The 19,285-nt window shown below is 32.1% G+C and carries 16 protein-coding genes and 1 pseudogene; 10 read left to right on the forward strand and 7 right to left on the reverse strand.

What is annotated here, in order from left to right; genetic code table 11:
* Window positions 1-11: 11 nt before the first annotated feature.
* A complete protein-coding gene (locus EM932_RS08565; protein ID WP_211344270.1) occupies window positions 12-1,079 on the forward strand; it encodes a branched-chain amino acid aminotransferase in 1,068 nt (355 codons plus the stop codon).
* A 162-nt stretch (window positions 1,080-1,241) separates the two neighbouring features.
* Here the strand turns inward: EM932_RS08565 and EM932_RS08570 are convergent, their stop codons facing one another.
* Window positions 1,242-1,628 (reverse strand): pyrophosphohydrolase domain-containing protein, encoded by a 387-nt coding sequence (locus EM932_RS08570; protein ID WP_135876768.1) that lies wholly within the window; start codon window positions 1,626-1,628, stop codon window positions 1,242-1,244.
* Window positions 1,629-2,051: 423 nt separating this feature from the next.
* Here EM932_RS08570 and EM932_RS08580 point away from each other — a divergent pair, with 423 nt between their 5' ends.
* On the forward strand, window positions 2,052-3,134 hold the full coding sequence (locus EM932_RS08580; RefSeq protein ID WP_135876770.1) for a hypothetical protein: 1,083 nt from the start codon (window positions 2,052-2,054) through the stop codon (window positions 3,132-3,134).
* A gap of 696 nt (window positions 3,135-3,830) precedes the next feature.
* A pseudogene (locus tag EM932_RS21490) lies at window positions 3,831-3,935 on the forward strand (IS982 family transposase); the annotation flags it as partial.
* 409 nt (window positions 3,936-4,344) lie between these two features.
* Here the strand turns inward: EM932_RS21490 and EM932_RS08585 are convergent.
* Entirely contained in the window at window positions 4,345-6,384 is a 2,040-nt protein-coding gene (locus EM932_RS08585) for a dipeptidyl-peptidase 3 family protein (protein WP_135876771.1), read from the reverse strand.
* 183 nt (window positions 6,385-6,567) lie between these two features.
* Between EM932_RS08585 and EM932_RS08590 the strand changes: the two genes are divergently transcribed.
* Together EM932_RS08590 and crcB are read left to right on the forward strand one after the other, a co-directional pair.
* Window positions 6,568-7,590, forward strand: coding sequence for an SRPBCC family protein (locus tag EM932_RS08590; protein ID WP_135876772.1), 1,023 nt, complete (start codon window positions 6,568-6,570; stop codon window positions 7,588-7,590).
* Window positions 7,591-7,681: 91 nt separating this feature from the next.
* Window positions 7,682-8,047 carry a fluoride efflux transporter CrcB gene (gene crcB, locus EM932_RS08595; RefSeq protein ID WP_135876773.1) on the forward strand — a complete coding sequence of 122 codons (366 nt, stop codon included), beginning with the start codon at window positions 7,682-7,684 and terminating at the stop codon, window positions 8,045-8,047.
* 114 nt (window positions 8,048-8,161) lie between these two features.
* Here crcB and EM932_RS08600 read toward each other — a convergent pair whose 3' ends face one another.
* Window positions 8,162-8,809 (reverse strand): DUF1684 domain-containing protein, encoded by a 648-nt coding sequence (locus EM932_RS08600; RefSeq protein ID WP_135876774.1) that lies wholly within the window; start codon window positions 8,807-8,809, stop codon window positions 8,162-8,164.
* Window positions 8,810-9,107: 298 nt separating this feature from the next.
* Entirely contained in the window at window positions 9,108-10,514 is a 1,407-nt protein-coding gene (locus EM932_RS08605) for a cytochrome P450 (RefSeq protein WP_135876775.1), read from the reverse strand.
* 529 nt (window positions 10,515-11,043) lie between these two features.
* Between EM932_RS08605 and EM932_RS08610 the strand changes: the two genes are divergently transcribed.
* The 4 genes from EM932_RS08610 to EM932_RS08625 all read left to right on the forward strand — a co-directional run bounded on the left by EM932_RS08610 (window position 11,044) and on the right by EM932_RS08625 (window position 14,026).
* Window positions 11,044-12,297: an MDR family MFS transporter gene (locus tag EM932_RS08610; protein WP_135876776.1), complete on the forward strand. Its 1,254-nt coding sequence runs from the start codon at window positions 11,044-11,046 to the stop codon at window positions 12,295-12,297.
* Complete coding sequence (locus EM932_RS08615; protein WP_135876777.1) at window positions 12,288-12,665, forward strand: VOC family protein; 378 nt, start codon at window positions 12,288-12,290, stop codon at window positions 12,663-12,665. The genes EM932_RS08610 and EM932_RS08615 overlap by 10 nt, the downstream gene beginning before the upstream one ends.
* Before the next feature lie 95 nt (window positions 12,666-12,760).
* Window positions 12,761-13,519 carry a DJ-1/PfpI family protein gene (locus EM932_RS08620; RefSeq protein WP_135876778.1) on the forward strand — a complete coding sequence of 253 codons (759 nt, stop codon included), beginning with the start codon at window positions 12,761-12,763 and terminating at the stop codon, window positions 13,517-13,519.
* A gap of 3 nt (window positions 13,520-13,522) precedes the next feature.
* Window positions 13,523-14,026 carry a hypothetical protein gene (locus tag EM932_RS08625; RefSeq protein ID WP_135876779.1) on the forward strand — a complete coding sequence of 168 codons (504 nt, stop codon included), beginning with the start codon at window positions 13,523-13,525 and terminating at the stop codon, window positions 14,024-14,026.
* A gap of 3 nt (window positions 14,027-14,029) precedes the next feature.
* Here the strand turns inward: EM932_RS08625 and EM932_RS08630 are convergent, their stop codons facing one another.
* A complete protein-coding gene (locus EM932_RS08630) occupies window positions 14,030-14,473 on the reverse strand; it encodes an Lrp/AsnC family transcriptional regulator (RefSeq protein WP_135876780.1) in 444 nt (147 codons plus the stop codon).
* Window positions 14,474-14,596: 123 nt separating this feature from the next.
* On the opposite strand from EM932_RS08630, the gene EM932_RS08635 reads away from it, so the two are divergent.
* The gene (locus EM932_RS08635; RefSeq protein WP_135876781.1) at window positions 14,597-14,992 is read left to right on the forward strand and encodes a hypothetical protein; all 396 of its coding nucleotides are present in this window, start codon (window positions 14,597-14,599) and stop codon (window positions 14,990-14,992) included.
* Window positions 14,993-14,998: 6 nt separating this feature from the next.
* Here EM932_RS08635 and EM932_RS08640 read toward each other — a convergent pair whose 3' ends face one another.
* Complete coding sequence (locus EM932_RS08640) at window positions 14,999-15,424, reverse strand: hypothetical protein (RefSeq protein WP_135876782.1); 426 nt, start codon at window positions 15,422-15,424, stop codon at window positions 14,999-15,001.
* A 393-nt stretch (window positions 15,425-15,817) separates the two neighbouring features.
* Window positions 15,818-19,267 carry a methylmalonyl-CoA mutase family protein gene (locus EM932_RS08645; RefSeq protein WP_135876783.1) on the reverse strand — a complete coding sequence of 1,150 codons (3,450 nt, stop codon included), beginning with the start codon at window positions 19,265-19,267 and terminating at the stop codon, window positions 15,818-15,820.
* Window positions 19,268-19,285 lie beyond the last annotated feature (18 nt).

Here is a 19,285-nt window from a genome sequence, read left to right on the forward strand (position 1 = left end):
TAACTAGACTTATGAACTCTATAATCAACAATATTGAGATTATAAAAGCCAAAATTACTAAAATAAATGATGTAGATTTTGACAATTTAAAATTTGGGCATGTATTTTCCGATCACATGCTAGAATGCAATTTTAAAAATGGTGAATGGCAAGCTCCTAAGGTCATCCCTTACCAAGCTATTAGTTTAGATCCATCTGCTAAAATTTTTCATTATGGTCAATCTGTCTTTGAAGGTATGAAAGCCTACAAAGATGCGAACGAAGACATCTGGTTATTTCGTCCTATTGAGAATTTTAAACGTTTAAATATTTCGTCAAAACGTTTAGCGATTCCTGAATTGCCAGAAAGCTATTTTATGGATGGTCTTAAAACATTATTACAAGTTGATAATGAATGGATTCCGAAAAAAGATGGAAGCTCTTTATATATAAGACCTTTTGTTTTTGCTTCTGGTAACGGTTTTCATGCCTCTCCTGCCGATGAATATACGTTTATTATAGCTTGTGCGCCTTCTGGATCTTATTTTTCTGGAAAAGTGAGAGTTTTAATTGAAGAAAAATACTCACGTTCTGCTAACGGTGGTGTTGGTTTTGCTAAAGCTGGTGGAAATTATGCCGGACAATTTTACCCAACACAATTGGCTATAGAAAAAGGATACCAACAAGTTATTTGGACAGACGATAACACTCATGAATATATTGAAGAAGCTGGTGCTATGAATATTTTTGTTCGTATAAACGATACACTTATTACAGGACCTACTAGTGATAGAATTCTAGATGGTATTACTCGTAAGAGTATTATTGAATTAGCAGAAGCTAAAGGTATTCCTGTAGAAGTTAGAAAACTGTCCGTTCATGAAGTGGTTGCTGCTGCAAAAGATGGTTCTCTAAAAGAAATGTTTGGTGCTGGTACGGCTGCAGTTATTTCCCCTATTGCTGGCTTTGGTTATAAAGGTGAAGATTTTGACTTACCTGAATTAGAAGACACTTATGCTAGTTCATTAAAGAAGCGAATAACTGATATACAAACTAATAAAGCCGAAGATCCTTTTGGTTGGAGGTATAAAGTTGAATAAACGATTAGGTAGACATATTTATAAAAAAGAGGCTGTCTGAAAAGCAATTAATTATTGTCAAACTGAGCGCAGTCGAAGTTATAATGTTTTGAAAAATAAAGCATTTCGACTGCGCTCAATGTGACATTTAAACTAAAAACTTACTTTTTAGACAGCCTCTTTTTATTTATCTAATATAGATTCAATATTAGGTTTAAAATAATTAGGTCCTTTAAGCACCTTCCCATCTTCTCTATAAATTGGCTGCCCGTCTTCACCTAGTTTACTCATATTACTACGTTGTATTTCATCAAATACTTCCTCTATTTTATATTGCATGCCATGTTCAATAATGGTTCCACATAATATATAAAGCATATCTCCTAATGCATCAGCAACTTCAACCAGATCATTATTATTAGCTGCTTCTAAATACTCTTCGTTTTCTTCTTTCATCAAATTGAATCGTAACATATTTTTTTCTTTTCCTAAATCTGCTTTAGGGGATTCCCTATGCCCTATTTTAAATGCGGTATGAAACGCTTTTACAGCTTCTATTTTATTTTTCATTAATTATAATGTTTTTTAATTTCCTTGGAGAAAGAAATCTTTAGTGTTTTCTTAAATTTGCATAAAAATAACTATATGTTTAGTAAAGGTCAAATCATTTTCGGAGTTTTATTTTTTATTGCCTTCACCATTATAATAGGATATACTTACCGAAAAGATTTAAAACTTCATAAGCGTTTCTACGCTGGTAGTATATGGATTCTTCTTGCTTTTATCGCTTTTATTTTATTTATCGTTGCTATAAAGCTTTTATTTAAATAAACATATTTTCTGATCTTTAAGTCTTTTTATCGTATTTTTTAATCATTTCGTCGATTTTTTAGTCTTTTTCAACGTAATCTTATTCATATTTTTTGCATAATCAAACTAATATTTCTAGCTATGCACATTCAATTCTAACATTAACAAATGATAACAAATCTTATGAAAATTTTTAAACCATTATTTACACTAATTGTATTTTCAATATTAGTGTATTCCTGTTCTTCAGATGACAACAATAATGACAATGGAAACGAGCAACTAGCAAATGAGCAAAACCAATTGGAAGAGATTCCTGTTCCTTTAGCTAATTTAAATTCCGACATTTCCATCGATGGTGCAACAAAAAACCAAGGAACACCTCCAGCACCAAATAGCAATATAAATCTAGAAATAAGCTCAGATAAAGCAGAAGCTTTCCAAAGCTTTGGTTTTAATCTAAAGTTTTCTACTGTAGAAGCAAATGTTGCTGGTGCTTACTTATTATTTAAAGATTCAGATAACAATAATGCTTCTGACTATTTTGATATTCCTGTTTCTAGTTTCAAAACAAACAAATCTATTAAAAGTAACAAATCTAGAGGACCATTAAAAAAATCTAGCAAAACGCTTATAGATGATGAGTACGAAATTGATGTAGATTTTGGAAACTCTTTTCCTCCTGGAAAATTTTGTGCTGATTTATGTATTTATGATTCAGAAAATAACATTAGCCAAATTGTTACTGTTTGTATTGAAGTAGAAGCATGGGGTGGTAATGCAGCTATTACTGGAGAATGGGTCTTTGACAGATCTCTTGATGATAACGAAAATGATGAAAAAACAGAAGTTACATGTGAAAACGAAGAGACAATAATTGTTGATGAACATATAGGAGAGACAACGTGGACACTAGTTCTTAATGAAAATGGAAGTTATTATGAAACTTATAAAGGTACTTTTCAGTATTTAGATTATAAAGCAACTGTTACTTCTTGTACGGCAGAATATACAAATAAAGAAGAAGATGAGAAGTATTCTGGTAATTGGGCATATAATGAAGAAAAGGAAACACTTACAATTATAGATTTTAAATTTGAAGATTTTCTGGATTCATCAAATAACGAAACAAATGAAAATGGTGATATATATTTTGATGGTGAAAATGTAACAGCAAGTATTGTAAATGGGGAATTGGTAATTACTGGCACCTACACTGAAGCTGGGCAAACTTATACTGACACTTCTATTTTTAAAAGAAAGTAAATCGTAATTATAATATAATTTCGAATCATCTTAAAATAGATTAACAATTTTTATAACATTAAAAAGAGGCTGTCTTGATTTTTCAGACAGCCTCTTTTGTTTTATAAATTGATCATATAATAAATATATTACTAGATTGGTAGACCGAAAGCTTGCTTCGTGAAATACAGAAGTATAAAATAATAAACATTGTAAAACTGAATTAGTGTGAATTCATGTCAAAAGTTTTTAGAAGGTGAAAGCAAAATGCACTAAAGTATAGTATATATAAACTTAAAGTGAATACCATAGAAACACACCGAAAAATATAGTAAAAGATAATTTTAATTACCCTTAAGAAAATCTTTCTGCATTGATGCTCATTATTCAATTTTAATTTGAACTCGTTTAAACTTTTTCTATTTCCTAAAAAATGGCTGAAATTTACCCATATTTTGTTACTTTTCTTATGCGTAGCTCTGCTATGCTTTGCAAAAAGTGCCTCATCTGAATAAATTTCATCTCATTTTCGGTTAAAAACAAAAAGTTTAAACGAGTTCTTTGTTTACAAATTGACTTTAGGCATAATTATTGTTAAAATCTTCTTAAAAATAACGTGAATCTCGGATAAAAATCAATGTATTTTTTACTAGTGAAAAAAGCTGTTTTTGGGTAAATTAAAGTGTGAAATTTTAGTTTAACCTCAAAAAAACCTTCATGCTTAGAGATAAAATCACAGAATTCTTTATAGAACTGGATGATTTTCATAACGAATTTGATTCTCAGTTAAAAAATATTTTGGCTCTAGAATATTCGCCAGTCCTCAATTTCACTTATATATGAAAAGGAATGTTTTCAAATACGTTTCTTCCACCTAAAAAATATCATAACATAATTAAATTCTTTCATTAACAGCAGCTTATTTCTCATTTTTAATGAGATTTAATTACTTTAACCCACCCAATATCAGATATTTATTGTTTTTAAAGTAAGTGACTATAGTAGGAAAAAGAACATTTCATCTGTTATATAAATAGTTGTAAGATTTTCACGCAACCTTTTTAATTTTTGTGCATCTAATGTTTAACAAACAAACTCAAAAACAATGAAAATACTAATTATAATTAGCATCCTAATAGTTGTTAATTTAATTCTTTTGACTTTTAGTGTTAACAAAAAAACAGACCCTTGAATGAAGGGCCTGTTTTTTTTGTTTATTAAGTTAAATAATCTAGTTTACCTCTGGTAAGAAATTGTAGTTTTTACTATAATCTAACATCTGACTAGCAAAGGTTTCTGGCTGTGTCACTTTTACCCCAATTATTTCTCCTTCTTCATTTTTCTCAGCAATTAATACAGGATTCACAAAACCATTATAAGGTGCAGATAAAAATTGTTTATTACGTTCTAAAACTTCTGCATGTAAGGCTTGATCTACTTTTACACCATAACCTTCAACTAAGGCCTCTACTGCTTCATAATCCCCCTCAGATTTTATACGCTGTGTTTCACGTAATAACTGTCCAAAAAGGTCATGTAACTTTTCATAATTATTGATATTGAAGTATGTTTTTCCATCACGTACTACTTTTTCAATAACATTATCGGCTTTACCTTTTTCAAATACCCAAGCACTCACCCATTGTCTATTTCTCATATGTGCTTCTTCAACATCATCCCCTAAATTTAAACGAATTAGCTGCATTACTAGCCCATTTCTAATGTAATCATCATAAGCTGTTTTCCCTACACTTTTCCAATCGTCAACCAATCCTAGTTCTTGCAATTTAGCATCATATAAGTAATATAATCCAACTAAATCTGCACGCCCTTCCTCTAAGGTAGAAGCATAATTTTTCAATGTTTCTTTAGTCTCTCCTACCCCTGGATTTAACTGTCCTGAGGCATGTCCTATTACTTCATGTAATGCTGTATGTAATTTGTCAGCTAGTTGTCCATATTTTTCCACTAATTTTAGTTCTTCCACATCGTGAGCAAACTCTTTTAAACGTCCAGAACCACCTGCATTATTATAAGCATGGATAATATTCCCTAAAGAAACAGACTTACTTCCTACTTCTTTTCTAATCCAATTGGCATTAGGTAAATTCACCCCGATTGGTGTGCTTGGTGATGCATCTCCAGCCTCTCCTGCTACTGTAACAACTTTATAAGAAACACCAACAACGCTATCTTTTTTATGAGCATCCATTAAAGGAGAATTATCCTCAAACCACTGTGCGTTATCCGATAATACCTTCATTTTTTGAGACATATCAAAATCATTAATTTGAATAATTGATTCATAAGAGCCTCTATATCCTAACGGATCATTATATACTTCAATAAAACTATTTATATAATCAATATTACCTGCTGTCGCAGAAGTCCAAGCTACATTATAATCATCCCAGATTTGTAAATCACCCGTTTTATAATAATCAATTAATAACCCTAGAGCATTACCCTGAGCCTCGTTTTCTGTTACGCCTTTTGCTAATTCTAACCATTTAATAATTTCGTCTATTGCCGAACCATATAAACCTCCCGATTTATAAACACGCTCTTTTAATACACCATTTTCTTTTACCAATTGTGAATTTAATCCAAAAGACAATGGTCTTTTAGTATCTGGAGATTTCTTTGCAGCATAAAAACTTTGTACATCATTATTAGTAACGTCTGGCCCATAAAAGTTAACTGCAGAAAGTCCTACATTATCAACACCTTTGGCCTGGTTTACTTTTTTCGCATCTGCATTATTAAAAAGAACATCAAAAGCGTCTCTTTCTAAAGTAGTATTTGTATCTGCAAATAATTGCTTCAAATAGTCTGAAGAAAACCCTGGTTTTAATTTATCATTCGAATAATGGTGGTGTATTCCATTACTAAACCAAACACGTTTTAAATAGGTTTCAAAAGCGCTCCAATCTGCGGACGTTTTATCTCCTTTATAGTTTGAATATACATTCTCGAGCGCCTTTCTTATTTTAAGATTATGTCTATAATTTTGATCCCACATAATATCTCTACCTGCTAAACCAGCTTGAGTGAGATAATATACTAAAGTTTGTTCTTTTAAAGTTAAATTTTCCCATCCAGGAATTTGATAACGAAGAATTTTAATATCAGCAAACTGCTCTACATTATGGTCAAAAGCAGAGGTTTCTTTCACCTCTATGCTTTTTGTGTTTTCCTTAGATTTATCATGACCACATGATAAAAACAAAGTGCTAATTAGCACCAAATTAAGTATTGATTTTAGTTTCATTATATAAAAATGTTATTAATTATTGTTCAAAAAAGGGGTTCATAACTGCCTCTAAATTATTGATTAATCGAAAAAACAATTATTTTTTTAAGAAAAATTTATTTTCGGTGTAACAAATATAATAATTTATTAACTGAGGTTTAAAATGATTATATTTGATTTGTATTATTAATCAAAAAAACAATGAAAACTTTTAAGTACATTTTATTCTTATTACTTATCGCTCTTATAGGTACTGCTATTTATATTGCTGTACAACCAAATGAATTTGATTTTTCTAGAAGTAAAGTTATCAAAGCGCCAACTTCTCTTTTATTTAATAAAGTAAATGATTTTAAAAATTGGCCTGATTTTTCTCCTTGGATTGAAAAAGAACCAAATGCCACTTTAACTTATGGAGAAACCACATCTGGTATTGATGGAAACTATGGGTGGAACGGGGACATTTTAGGTGAAGGCCATATGAAAACGCTTGCTGTAGAAAAAGATAAATCTATTAATCAACACATTGTATTTATAAAGCCTTTCGAGTCTGAGTCTGATATAAATTGGACGTTTGAAAACACTGAAGAAGGTACCAAAGTAACTTGGGGAATGAAAGGGAAACAGGATTTTATGACTAAAATGTATACCACATTTGCTGGCTCTATTGAAGAAGCTACGGGTCCGGATTTTGAAAGAGGTTTATTTAAACTGGATAGTGTTGTTTCCGCTGATATGAAAAAGTATAGTATAAAAGTAGATGGCATCACCCAACATAGCGGTGGTTACTATCTTTACAACACAACATCTTGTAAAATCACTGATTTGAAGGCTAAAATGACCGAGATGATGCCTAAAGTTGGTAACTATGCTATGGCTAATAATATAACAATGGCTGGAGCTCCGTTTACAAGCTATCACAAATGGGATGTAGAGAATAATGCTGTTATGTTTTCATGCTGTGTTCCTACAACTGAAAAAGTGATTTCTTCGGATAGTGATATTCTTACCGGACAACTAAAACCATTTAAAGCTGTAAAAACAACACTCAAAGGTAATTATGAAAACTTAAAGGAAGCATGGGAAATAGCATCTAAACATATAAAAGATCATGGTTTAGAAGAATTACATGATCAACCTGCTCTTGAGGTATATAAAACGGATCCTATGAGCAATCCAAATCCTGCAGATTGGGTTACTGAAATATATATTGCTGTTAAATAATATGTGGACCTTTTGTGCCTAAACTCTCACTACTATAAAAAACATAACAAATGAAACATCAGACCATTAAAAACCTAATTAAATTGCACTGATGAAACAGCTTTTACTGGTTTTTTTAGGTGGTGGCTTTGGCAGCGTACTACGCTATATTATTGGAAAATATCTAAATAGTGCTGAAACAGGTATTCCTTATGGAACTTTTGCTGCCAATATTTTAGGAAGTTTATTTATTGGTATCATACTTGGCTTAGCGGCAAAAAATGACTCACTAACTCAAAACCAAACGTTACTCTTGGCTACTGGCTTTTGTGGCGGTTTCACCACTTTTTCAACTTTTGCATACGAAAATCACGTGTTTTTAAAATCGGGAGATTTTACAAGCTTTGCTTTTTATACCATTGCCAGTTTCATTGTTGGTTTTTTGGCTGTGTTTTTGGGGATGTTTTTGGTGAAGTGAAAACCTTGTCTTTGTAAAAATTTTCTTCCACCTTCGTTTAACAAATGATAAAGTTCATTAAAACGGAACTTTATCTAAGCATTAAACGAACATAATAACGAGAAACAAGTATACCTAATACTTACTAAAAGCCTTAACCCCTGCCTCAATTCTAGTTTTTAAATAATTTTTTCTGGGCACTATTGGGCAAGAATATCTATCATTATATGCACAATAAGGGTTATAAGCAGAATTAAAATCGATTACCATGGTATCCCCTTTAGGAATTCTGGCATCAATGTAACGGCCTCCTCCATAGCTTTCAAATCCGTTAGTTTCATCTAAAAAAGGTAAAAACAAATAATCTTCATAACCTTCTTTTTCCTTCAAACCTTGGTTTTGATAAATATTTAATGTGAAACTTTTTCCTTTTAAATTGAATGCTAGTTCTCCATATTTCACATACTCAGGAAGTCTTGCAGTTGTTGTTTTCATTTTAAAAGACTTCTCATTCGGTGTTCTTTTAAACTGTGCTTTTACAACATAAACAGAATCAAACTTAAAGAAATCTAAACCTTCAAAATGCTTTCTATCCTTATCTTTTAAAGGTGATGTTGTGGCATCTTTATACTCTGCATTAATTGTTCTTTGAAACTCGGTATCCCCTAGAAGAGGCTTCTTTTCCTGAGCACAACTAAATATAGTAGCCAAAAACAGTACCTGTAAAATACTTTTTTTGATTATGAATTTTAGCTTTTTAAAAGGGGTTGTACTATGTGGCATGTTATTATTTTTAATGTCTATAATTATTTAATCATGAATGGTTTATAAGACCTTGAAACAAGTTCAGGGTAATATTTATACCATTTCTTGTTTGGAATTACTGTAAAATAAAATAATGATTTTTTGCTTTATACAAAATATAAAAATAAAGCATAGCACAAGTTACGGTTTCTTTTTCTATTGAAGTAGAAGGCGAAAAAGGGTGTTTTATTACGGTTATTTCAAATGAGAATTGGTATTACTATAAAAAACACATATCGAATATCCTAACTCTTTTAAAATGCTTTTTAGTTTAATATTACTTTGCTGGAATAAATGTTACTTTTAAATTTTCTGGATACATAGTAAACTCAAATTGTTCTCTAATCGTTTCTGGCTTTACTTCCAATTTAAAATCAAAATACTTACATAACGTTGAAATTAAAACAGTCATTTCTGTTTTTGCCAAATGCATTCCAGGACAGTATCGTGGACCGCCTCCAAAGGCTCTCATAACATTAGGAGTGTGATTTTTTTGCATTGGGCACTCACTAGCTATCCACCTTTCTGGAACAAAACTATTAGGGTTAGAAAAATAATCATCGTGTGTTTGCGCTACTTTATTCTGTAAAATAATACTAGTTCCTTTAGGTATCGATACATTATCTATAATAACGTCTTCATTAGATTCCAAATACAATTGAGGCGTTGTTGGTTTTAATCGCATCGCCTCCTGAGCTACTGCATTTGCATATTTTAAATCTTCAACATTTTCATAAGTGTCCGGAGTATCTTTAGAATATACTTCCCTAGCTTCCCTTCTTACTTTAGCTACTATTTCAGGGTGTTGGGCCAAATAGAACATAGCCCAAGACAATGAGTTTGAAGTTGTATCTTCTCCAGCTAATAATATTGTGAATACATTTCCGTAAATCTCTTCATCTGTGAAATTTTCGTCTTTATTTTCTACTAATAAAACCTCTAAAAAATTAGAAGGTTGCTCTTTTAATTTTGGATTTTCTGCTATTCTTTTTTTAGCGTCATTAATAAATTCATAAATAACCTTTTCAATAGATTTTAAAGATTCATCAAGTATTTTATCTTTTTTTCTTTTGAAGTATCTCCATATGGGAATTGGTGCCGTAACACGGGAATTAATCATTGGAAAAATAACTTCCAAATGCTTTTGAAAACTATTTGATTTATTATTTATGGTATCTAATTTATGTCCGAAAGCAATCTCCGTTGTAATATCAATTGTAAACGCCATAAATTCTTTTTGCACATTTACTATCGTATTTAGCTGAGAATAGTTTTTAAACTTTTCAAGAATACCTTTAGTCTTATCCAGAATTATGGGGTAATATGTTTTTATATTTTTTACACTTAAAGCTTCTGCCGTTGGTCTTCTATGTCTTTTCCATACAGTTCCTTCTGCATTAAAAACACCATCGACTCCCATTTCTTTTAAAATTTCATCAATCTTAGAAAAACGTTTAAAAACTTCTGGTCTTAATCTGAGCATTTGGCTATTAAAATCTGGATTTGCAGATACCACAAATTGCTTTCCAACAAAATGTATTTTAAATAATTCTCCACATTCTTCAACCCAACGTTCTAAAACCTGATGCTTATTATAGGTGTTAAATTGTGGCAAATGCCCCAATAAAAATGCTCCTTTGGGGGATTTTAAACCATTAACTTCAATTAGTTTATTATCAGTCATATATGATTATACTTTAAATCAAAAAGTGCTTTAGAGTGCTATTACTAAGGTCCGACTCGACTCTATAGACATAAGACCGCTTCGCTATTAAAACTAAGGACAAAGACTTAGTAATAACTAACCGACAAGCAGCAACACAAAAAAATAACTATATATTTGAAAACTATATTTTTTTCATAGTTAAAAAATATTTTCATTTCAAAAATACAACTTAAGAATATTTTATATAGCTTTGTAGCTTCAAAAGAAATAAAAATGCGTTGTATCGTCACAATTTATAGAAAGCAATGGACCTCTTTAAAGAGAGTATGTTGGACTTGTCATATATTGTGGTGATATAAATATAAAATATTACAATATGTAAAAGTCCGACTGAAAAGTCGGACTTTTTATTTTTAGTGAAACTTGAAATTTGACTGTTGCGTAGCAACTGAATAAATTTAATTGGTTAAACTAATCCTGACGAAGGTCAAGATCTAAATAAACAAAAAATTATATGTAGAAATAGAAACCTGAACAATTAGAACTAATGAAAACTTTATTCAACAATTACTTAAACACTTTTAAAGGCTTATCAAAAGAAGTATGGTGGCTTGCTTTAATAACACTTATAAATAGAGCAGGAACCATGGTCATTCCGTTCTTATCATTGTACCTAACAAAGCACCTTAGTTTTACTTTAAGCGATGTTGGGTGGATTATGAGTGCTTTTGGTTTAGGTTCGGTTATTGGTTCTTGGTTGGGTGGAAAATTAACCGATAAAATTGGTTATTATAAAGTGATGGTATTTAGTTTACTTACAACTGGTATACTATTTATAGCATTGCAATTTCTAAATACTTTCGCTACGTTTTGTCTGGGTATTTTTTTAGTGATGCTTGTAGCAGATATGTTTCGTCCTGCTATGTTCGTAGCCTTAAGTGCTTATAGCAAACAAGAAAACAAAATACGGTCTGTGACTTTAATTCGTTTAGCAATAAACCTTGGTTTCTCTGCTGGTCCAGCTATTGGTGGTATTATAATTACATCGCTTAGCTATGGTGGCCTATTTTGGGTAGACGGTATTACATGTATGGTAGCTACTCTTGTTTTAATAAACGTATTAAATCCCAAAAAAGCTAAAATTCTGGATGATGTAAAAACAAAAAGTCCAAAATCAGCATATAGTGATAAAGCATTTTTAATATTTCTTGCAGCTATGGTTATTTTTGGTGTTGTATTCTTACAATACTTTTCAACCATGCCTCTGTATTATAAAGATGCACATCATTTAAATGAATTTGACATAGGAATTATTTTAGGCATGAATGGTTTTATCATTTTTGTATTTGAAATGCCTTTAATAAAATGGTTAGAAAACTCCAATTTCACTAAATCTGGATTAATGCTTTTTGGTGGTATTTTAACTGGTTTAAGTTTTATTATCTTAAACTTTACTAATTGGGTTGGTATTTTGATAATTGGCATGTTATTAATGACATTTGGAGAAATGATAGCCTTTCCTTTTTCAAACGCATTTACTATGGATAGAGCTAAAAAAGGAAATCAAGGTGAATACATGGCCTTGTACAGTATTGCGTTTTCGGTAGCTCATATATTTGGTCATAATGCAGGTATGCGAATGGTAGATGCGCTTGGTTTTGATAATACCTGGTATATTATTACATTACTTGCTGCACTTTGTGTTTTCTTATTATTTATACTAAGACACTATTTGAATGCAACAAAAAAGCGTAAAGAAAAAATAAAAAAAGAAGAAGAAAGAGAGATTTTATGGATTTAAACCAAATTACAATTCCATCGTTAGATGTTGAAAAAGCAACCGAATTTTATAAAACCTTGGGATTGCATCTTATTGTAGATGCCGTCCCAAGATATGTACGATTTGAATGCCCTGATGGCAATAGCACTTTTTCAATTCATAAAGTAGATGCCTTACCAAAAGGTAATGGTGTTATCATATATTTTGAAGATGATAACCTAGACGATTTAGTTTCTAAGCTTCAGAAAAAAGGTATTAGTTTTACGCAACTACCCGAAGATCAATCGTATTTATGGCGTGAGGCTCGTTTACAGGATCCTGATGGAAATAATATTATTCTATTTCATGCTGGGAAAAACAGAAAAAACCCACCATGGCGTATAAATTAAGCCATAATTAAAAGTTCTATAGCCAAGGACAATAACTGTACACGCAAATACATGTTGTAAATATTGTATTAGTATATAGGTTAAAAAATAATCATATGAAACACCTATTTTATATAATAACTATTCTATTTCTTATAAGTTGTAATTCTTCTGAAAAAAAGAAGGAGACTACCGATAATCAGATACTGAAGCAAGTTCGGCATAACAAACAGTTTCCTAAGCTTGAACCTAATAGGTATAATGTTGCATTCCTAATTATGAATGGCACTTATAATACCGAATTAACAGCGCCTTTTGATATTTTTCAGCATACTATTTTTAGAGATAATATCAAAGCTATGAATGTGTTTACTGTTGCTAATACTGATGACGCAATTACTACCTTTGAGGATATGCGAATACTTCCGGATTTTAATTATATAAAAGATTCACTTCCTAAAATTGATATTCTTGTTGTCCCTAGTGCTGAACATCATTTGAATTCCGATTTAGAGGATACAGCTATGATTAATTTTGTAAAACAAACAGATAAAAGTGCTCAATTTATAACCTCACATTGTGATGGTGCTTTTGTTTTAGCTAAGGCAGGGTTACTTGACGATGCTGTTTCTACAACATTTCCAAATGATATTGACAAAATGAGAAGCATGTTTCCTCAACTGGATATTAGAAAAGAGCTGCTCTTTGTTCATGACGGAAAATATATCACCTCTGCTGGTGGCGCAAAAAGTTTTGAAGCTGCATTATATTTATGTGAGTTTCTTTATGGGAAAGAAGTAGCTCAATCTTTGGCAGGTGGTTTGGTGATTGATTGGAACCTAGATAGTGTACCTCATTTAATAATTAAGAAGTAAACCATGAAACAGTGGCAAAAACTACCTGTATTTCAAAAAGCTATGGAAATACAAAAATTAGTAGATTATATTGTTAAATCGGTTGAAAAAACTGATATTGATTTTGAGCAAGAAATTCAAGCTGAAATGATAGAAAATAATATCAATTATATGCGTAAAAATTCGTTGATTATTCCAGCTAAAATTGCGGGAGCTTCAGGTGAAGAGATGCTATATGATATTAAAATGGAAAACGCTGCCTTAATTCGTAAAGCTGCCCGAGATCTCATTACTGACGCTAGTGGCATAGAAATGCACGGTTTTAAAGACACCGAATATTTGGATTTATTAAGAACTGAAATAGAAACATTTAGAATCTTATTTGCAGAGTGGGTAAAGACCTTCGACCCATGGAATTATAATATTGATCGCTGGGGGCTTTTTAATCCTCCAGGGATAAATTATGATGACAAAGACCCTGATGATGATATTCCATATAATCCGGATGATACATTTGGAGATCTGTAATTTCTATTTCAACGATTTTATCTCTTTTTGTTTGACAACATCAGACAGTACTATTTGTGTTTTACTTTCACCATAAACGATAAGTTGATCTATAAATGATTCCATGTGTTTTTGGTTTTTTAAAACCACTTCCATAACAATATTTTCATCACCAGTAATTCGATAACAATTCACAACTTCATCATAGGTTTTCACCTTTTCTAAAAATGGTTTTAGTTTCCCCATAAAGGCGCGTAACGTAATGATAGCTTTAAGTTGATAGCCAACTTCCAATGGAGAAACAATCGTTTTATAGCCTTCAATGGCTCCTAAATCTTCCATCTTTTTAATACGCTCTGAAACTGCCGGAGAACTCACTCCAACACGTCGTCCAATTTCAGCATTAGAAAGACGTGCGTTCTCTTGTAAACATCTTAAAATCTTCCAATTAAGCCTATCAATATCCATTTAATGAAATTTAACTGTAAATAATTAAAACCTAAAGCAAATATACATTTTTACTTTAATATCTAAAGTTGAATATAATTTCTTGTGATTAATTTTGGTAAAAACGCTAAAGAGAAAAAGAATATGTCATCTAATACCCCATTAAATCTATCGGAATTACCGATTTATAAAAAAGCTGTTGAGATTTTCACGCTTTCTCAAAATATTTCCTCGTATCTAAATCACGATTTATCTGTACTAAAAAATGATGGTACAGAAGATTCCAGCATTTATTTTTCAGGAGATATTGTGCAACAATCTGTATCATTAGCTCCAGAAATTTTGAATGCAGAATTAGAGCGTTATTCAGAAAGAAAGTACAAACATATAGCTTCCCTTAAACGTCTAACTAATATGCTCTATAAAAACTCATACCGTTTAGAGCGCTCAAACAGTAATGGAAAAGATTTCCTGCCTATTTTGCGCAGCGAGTTAAAAAAGTTTAAAAAACTACAGCGTACTTGGTTGTTAACGCTTTAGGTTTCTTTAAATCTTAATAAATTTTTGACCGCAAGGTTCTATACACAGGTACCAAAGTATTAAGTTGGCTCCTTCTATTTTATAAAACACTTTAGGTTCAACAAAATTAAAATCACAATCATCAGGTATAATTTCTCCATCGCTAAAATCATTTCCAGAAACAGCGGAATAAGTACCTGAACTTTCATCACCAACCTGAGAACTCATAAAACATAAAATACCATTTATTGTTACTGTACCATTGCTAAAAAACTCAATAGTTCTATTACTGGCTATTGGATTAAATGTACCGCTGCCATCTCCTGGATCTGAAAGCTGTTCGATTAATTTCCATTTACCAAGTAATTCCGAGCCTTCTTCTTTTGGTTTGCTATCATCAGAAGTACAATTTATTAATACCAAAGAAAGAAGCATTAAGAAGCTATTTTTCATGATATAGACTTTTAAGGATTTACCTTTAAGATGATTAATTTCGAAAATGGTTGCGTTAGTTAACTAATATTGTTTACATGATCATTAGGAATAAACGACTAGCTTGCTCTTGCTTTGATAAAAAGCGGGACTAAGTTTATGGTTTCCTTTAATGAGATCCCTCGACTGCGTGCGGGCAATGCCATTAAGTTAAGGGATTTTGCTCCTTTTTTGTCACATTGAGCGCAGTCGAAATGCTAATAAAAACTAGAATTCCAATAAGTCTTCGACTTTAGTTTATACTGAGCACAGCCGAAGTACTCAGACTGACATTACAGCCTTAACTTAATGGCATTGTGCGCACGGGATAAGCGATTCGCACACTTTTTACTGTTGCAAAAAGTGGTTCTCTGCTTACATGTTTCTGCGATACTGCCCTCCAACTTCAAATAATGCACTCGTTATTTCTCCTAAAGAACATACTTTGCAAACTTCCATTAACGCTTCAAAAATATTTTCGTTGTTAATAGCTTTTGTCTGTAGTTCTTTTAATAACGCTTTTGTATCGTTTGCTTTATGAAGGTTTTCTAAAGTTTTTATTTGAAACTGTTTTTCTTCTTCTGTCGCACGAATAACCTCTTTTGGGAGTACTGTTGGCGATCCTTTAGAACTTAAAAATGTATTCACTCCCACTATCGGAAAATCACCATTATGCTTTAAAGTTTCATAATACAAACTTTCTTCTTGAATTTTACTTCGTTGATACATGGTTTCCATCGCTCCTAAAACACCACCACGCTCAGTAATTCTATCAAATTCGAGCAATACAGCTTCCTCTACTAAATCGGTTAACTCTTCAATAATAAAAGATCCTTGAATTGGGTTTTCGTTCTTGGCTAATCCTAATTCTTTATTTATTATAAGTTGAATGGCCATAGCACGGCGTACTGATTCTTCGGTTGGTGTTGTAATAGCCTCATCATAGGCATTTGTATGTAGCGAATTACAATTATCATAGATAGCATACAATGCCTGTAAGGTAGTACGGATATCATTAAAGTCTATTTCTTGAGCATGTAAACTACGCCCTGATGTTTGAATATGATATTTTAGCATTTGAGCTCTAGTATTAGCGCCATATTTATGCTTCATCGCTTTCGCCCAAATTTTTCTAGCTACACGACCAATGACAGCATATTCTGGATCGATACCATTAGAAAAAAAGAACGATAGGTTCGGACCAAATTTATTAATATCCATACCCCGACTTAAATAATACTCTACATAAGTAAACCCGTTAGAAAGTGTTAAGGCCAACTGTGTAATAGGGTTAGCTCCTGCTTCGGCAATATGATAGCCAGATATAGAAACCGAATAAAAATTACGAACATTATTTTCAATAAAATACTCTTGAACATCACCCATTAATCGTAATGCAAATTCGGTTGAGAAAATACAGGTGTTTTGGGCTTGATCTTCCTTTAAAATGTCCGCTTGAACTGTTCCTCTAACTTGAGATATCGTTTTAACTTTAATATCATTATAAATATCTAAAGGCAATACCTGATCTCCTGTAACACCCAATAACATTAACCCTAAACCGTTATTTCCTTCTGGTAATTCTCCATTATATTTTGGTCGCTCTTTTCCTTTATATAAAGCAACAATTTTGGCTTCTATTTCTTTTTCTAAACCTTTTTCTTTAATATATATTTCGCATTGTTGATCTATGGCGGCATTCATAAAAAAGCTTAGTAACATGGGGGCTGGACCATTAATAGTCATACTCACAGATGTCATAACATCTGCTAAATTGAACCCAGAATACAGTTTTTTAGCATCATCTAAACAACAAACTGAAACGCCTGCATTTCCAATTTTCCCGTAAATATCTGGACGACAATCCGGATCGTTCCCATAAAGTGTTACACTATCAAACGCGGTTGACAAGCGTTTGGCTGGCAATCCCATACTTACATAGTGAAAGCGACGGTTGGTACGTTCTGGTCCTCCTTCCCCTGCAAACATACGAGCTGGATCTTCTCCTGTTCTTTTAAATGGATACAAGCCAGACGCAAAAGGAAATTCTCCTGGAACATTTTCTTGTAAACACCAACGCAATATATCTCCCCATGCTTGATATTTAGGTAATGCTACTTTAGGGATTTGAGTATGTGACAAAGACTCTGTATGTGTTTTTATTTTTATTTCTTTATCTCGAACTTTAAATGAATAGATTGGATTTTTATATTTATTTACTTTTTCATTCCAACCAGTAATAATTTCCCAATTATAAGGATCTAAATTTAGTTTTACTCTATCGAATTCCTTTACTAATAAATCTAAAAATGATTTATCACTGTCATTCTGAGCTTGTCGAAGAATCTCTTCATGATTTAATCCAAGCTTTCCTATAAGAGACCTTTCGACTGCGCTCAAGGTGACATTCGCAACCGAACAAATCGTTTTATATATTCCATAAAGCTTTTGAGCAACTTCAACTTGATTATTTGCCTTTAGGTCGTATGCTCGATTAGTTTCCGCTATTTCAGATAAATAGCGTGTTCTTGAAGGCGGAATGACAAAAATCTTCTCACTCATTTCATCAGAAATAGTAAATGTTGATTTTAAATCTGCTTCTGCTTTTTCTACTAACATATCTATGACAGCTTTATAAAGCGTATTCATTCCTGGATCATTAAATTGAGAGGCAATTGTACCAAAAACCGGTAATTGATCTTGAGGCACATCCCAAAGATTATTATTACGCATGTACTGCTTTTTAACATCACGTAATGCATCTAAGGCTCCTCGTTTATCAAATTTATTGATAGCAACCAAATCTGCAAAATCAAGCATATCGATTTTTTCTAACTGCGTTGCTGCTCCAAATTCAGGAGTCATTACATATAACGACACATCAGAATGCTCTATAATTTCAGTATCAGATTGTCCAATACCTGACGTTTCTAAAATAATTAAATCGTATTCAGTGGCTTTTAAAACTTCAACGGCTTCATTTACATATTTAGATAATGCCAAATTAGATTGACGTGTTGCTAAACTACGCATGTAAACACGAGGTGAATTAATTGCATTCATACGAATTCGATCTCCTAACAAAGCACCTCCTGTCTTTCGTTTTGAAGGGTCAACTGAAACAATGCCAATGGTCTTTTCCGGAAAGTCAATTAGAAATCGCCTAACCAGCTCATCAACTAAACTAGACTTCCCCGCTCCACCAGTTCCAGTAATTCCTAAAACAGCCCCACCTAGCCTCCCCTTCGGGGAGGAAGGCTTCTGAGAAAATACTTTTTCAAAAACTTCATGATTGTTTTCTGCTAAACTTATTAATCTAGCAATTACATTAACGTTCTTTTTTTTAAGAGCGTCCAAAACCCTCTCCCCTTTGGGAAGAGCTGGAGTGGGGAAATCTGATTGCTTAACCAAATCATTAATCATCCCTTGTAATCCCATTTCACGTCCATCATCAGGAGAATAAATACGAGTAATTCCATGATCCATCAAATCCTTAATCTCAGAAGGCAAGATCACGCCACCACCACCGCCAAAAATCTTGATATGATCAGCACCTTTTTCTTTTAACAAATCATACATGTATTTAAAATACTCATTATGCCCTCCCTGATATGAAGTTAAACAAATAGCATTCACATCTTCTTGAATAGCTGTATTTACAACCTCTTCCACGCTTCTATCATGCCCTAAGTGAATCACTTCAACACCAGTAGCTTGAATAATTCGACGCATGATATTTATGGAGGCATCATGGCCATCAAACAATGATGCTGCTGTTACTATTCGTACTTTATGTTTAGGTTTATATGGTGCTTGTTGTTTCATTCGTAAAGAATCTTAGTT

This window comes from Flavivirga rizhaonensis, assembly GCF_004791695.1.
Classification (GTDB): domain Bacteria; phylum Bacteroidota; class Bacteroidia; order Flavobacteriales; family Flavobacteriaceae; genus Flavivirga; species Flavivirga rizhaonensis.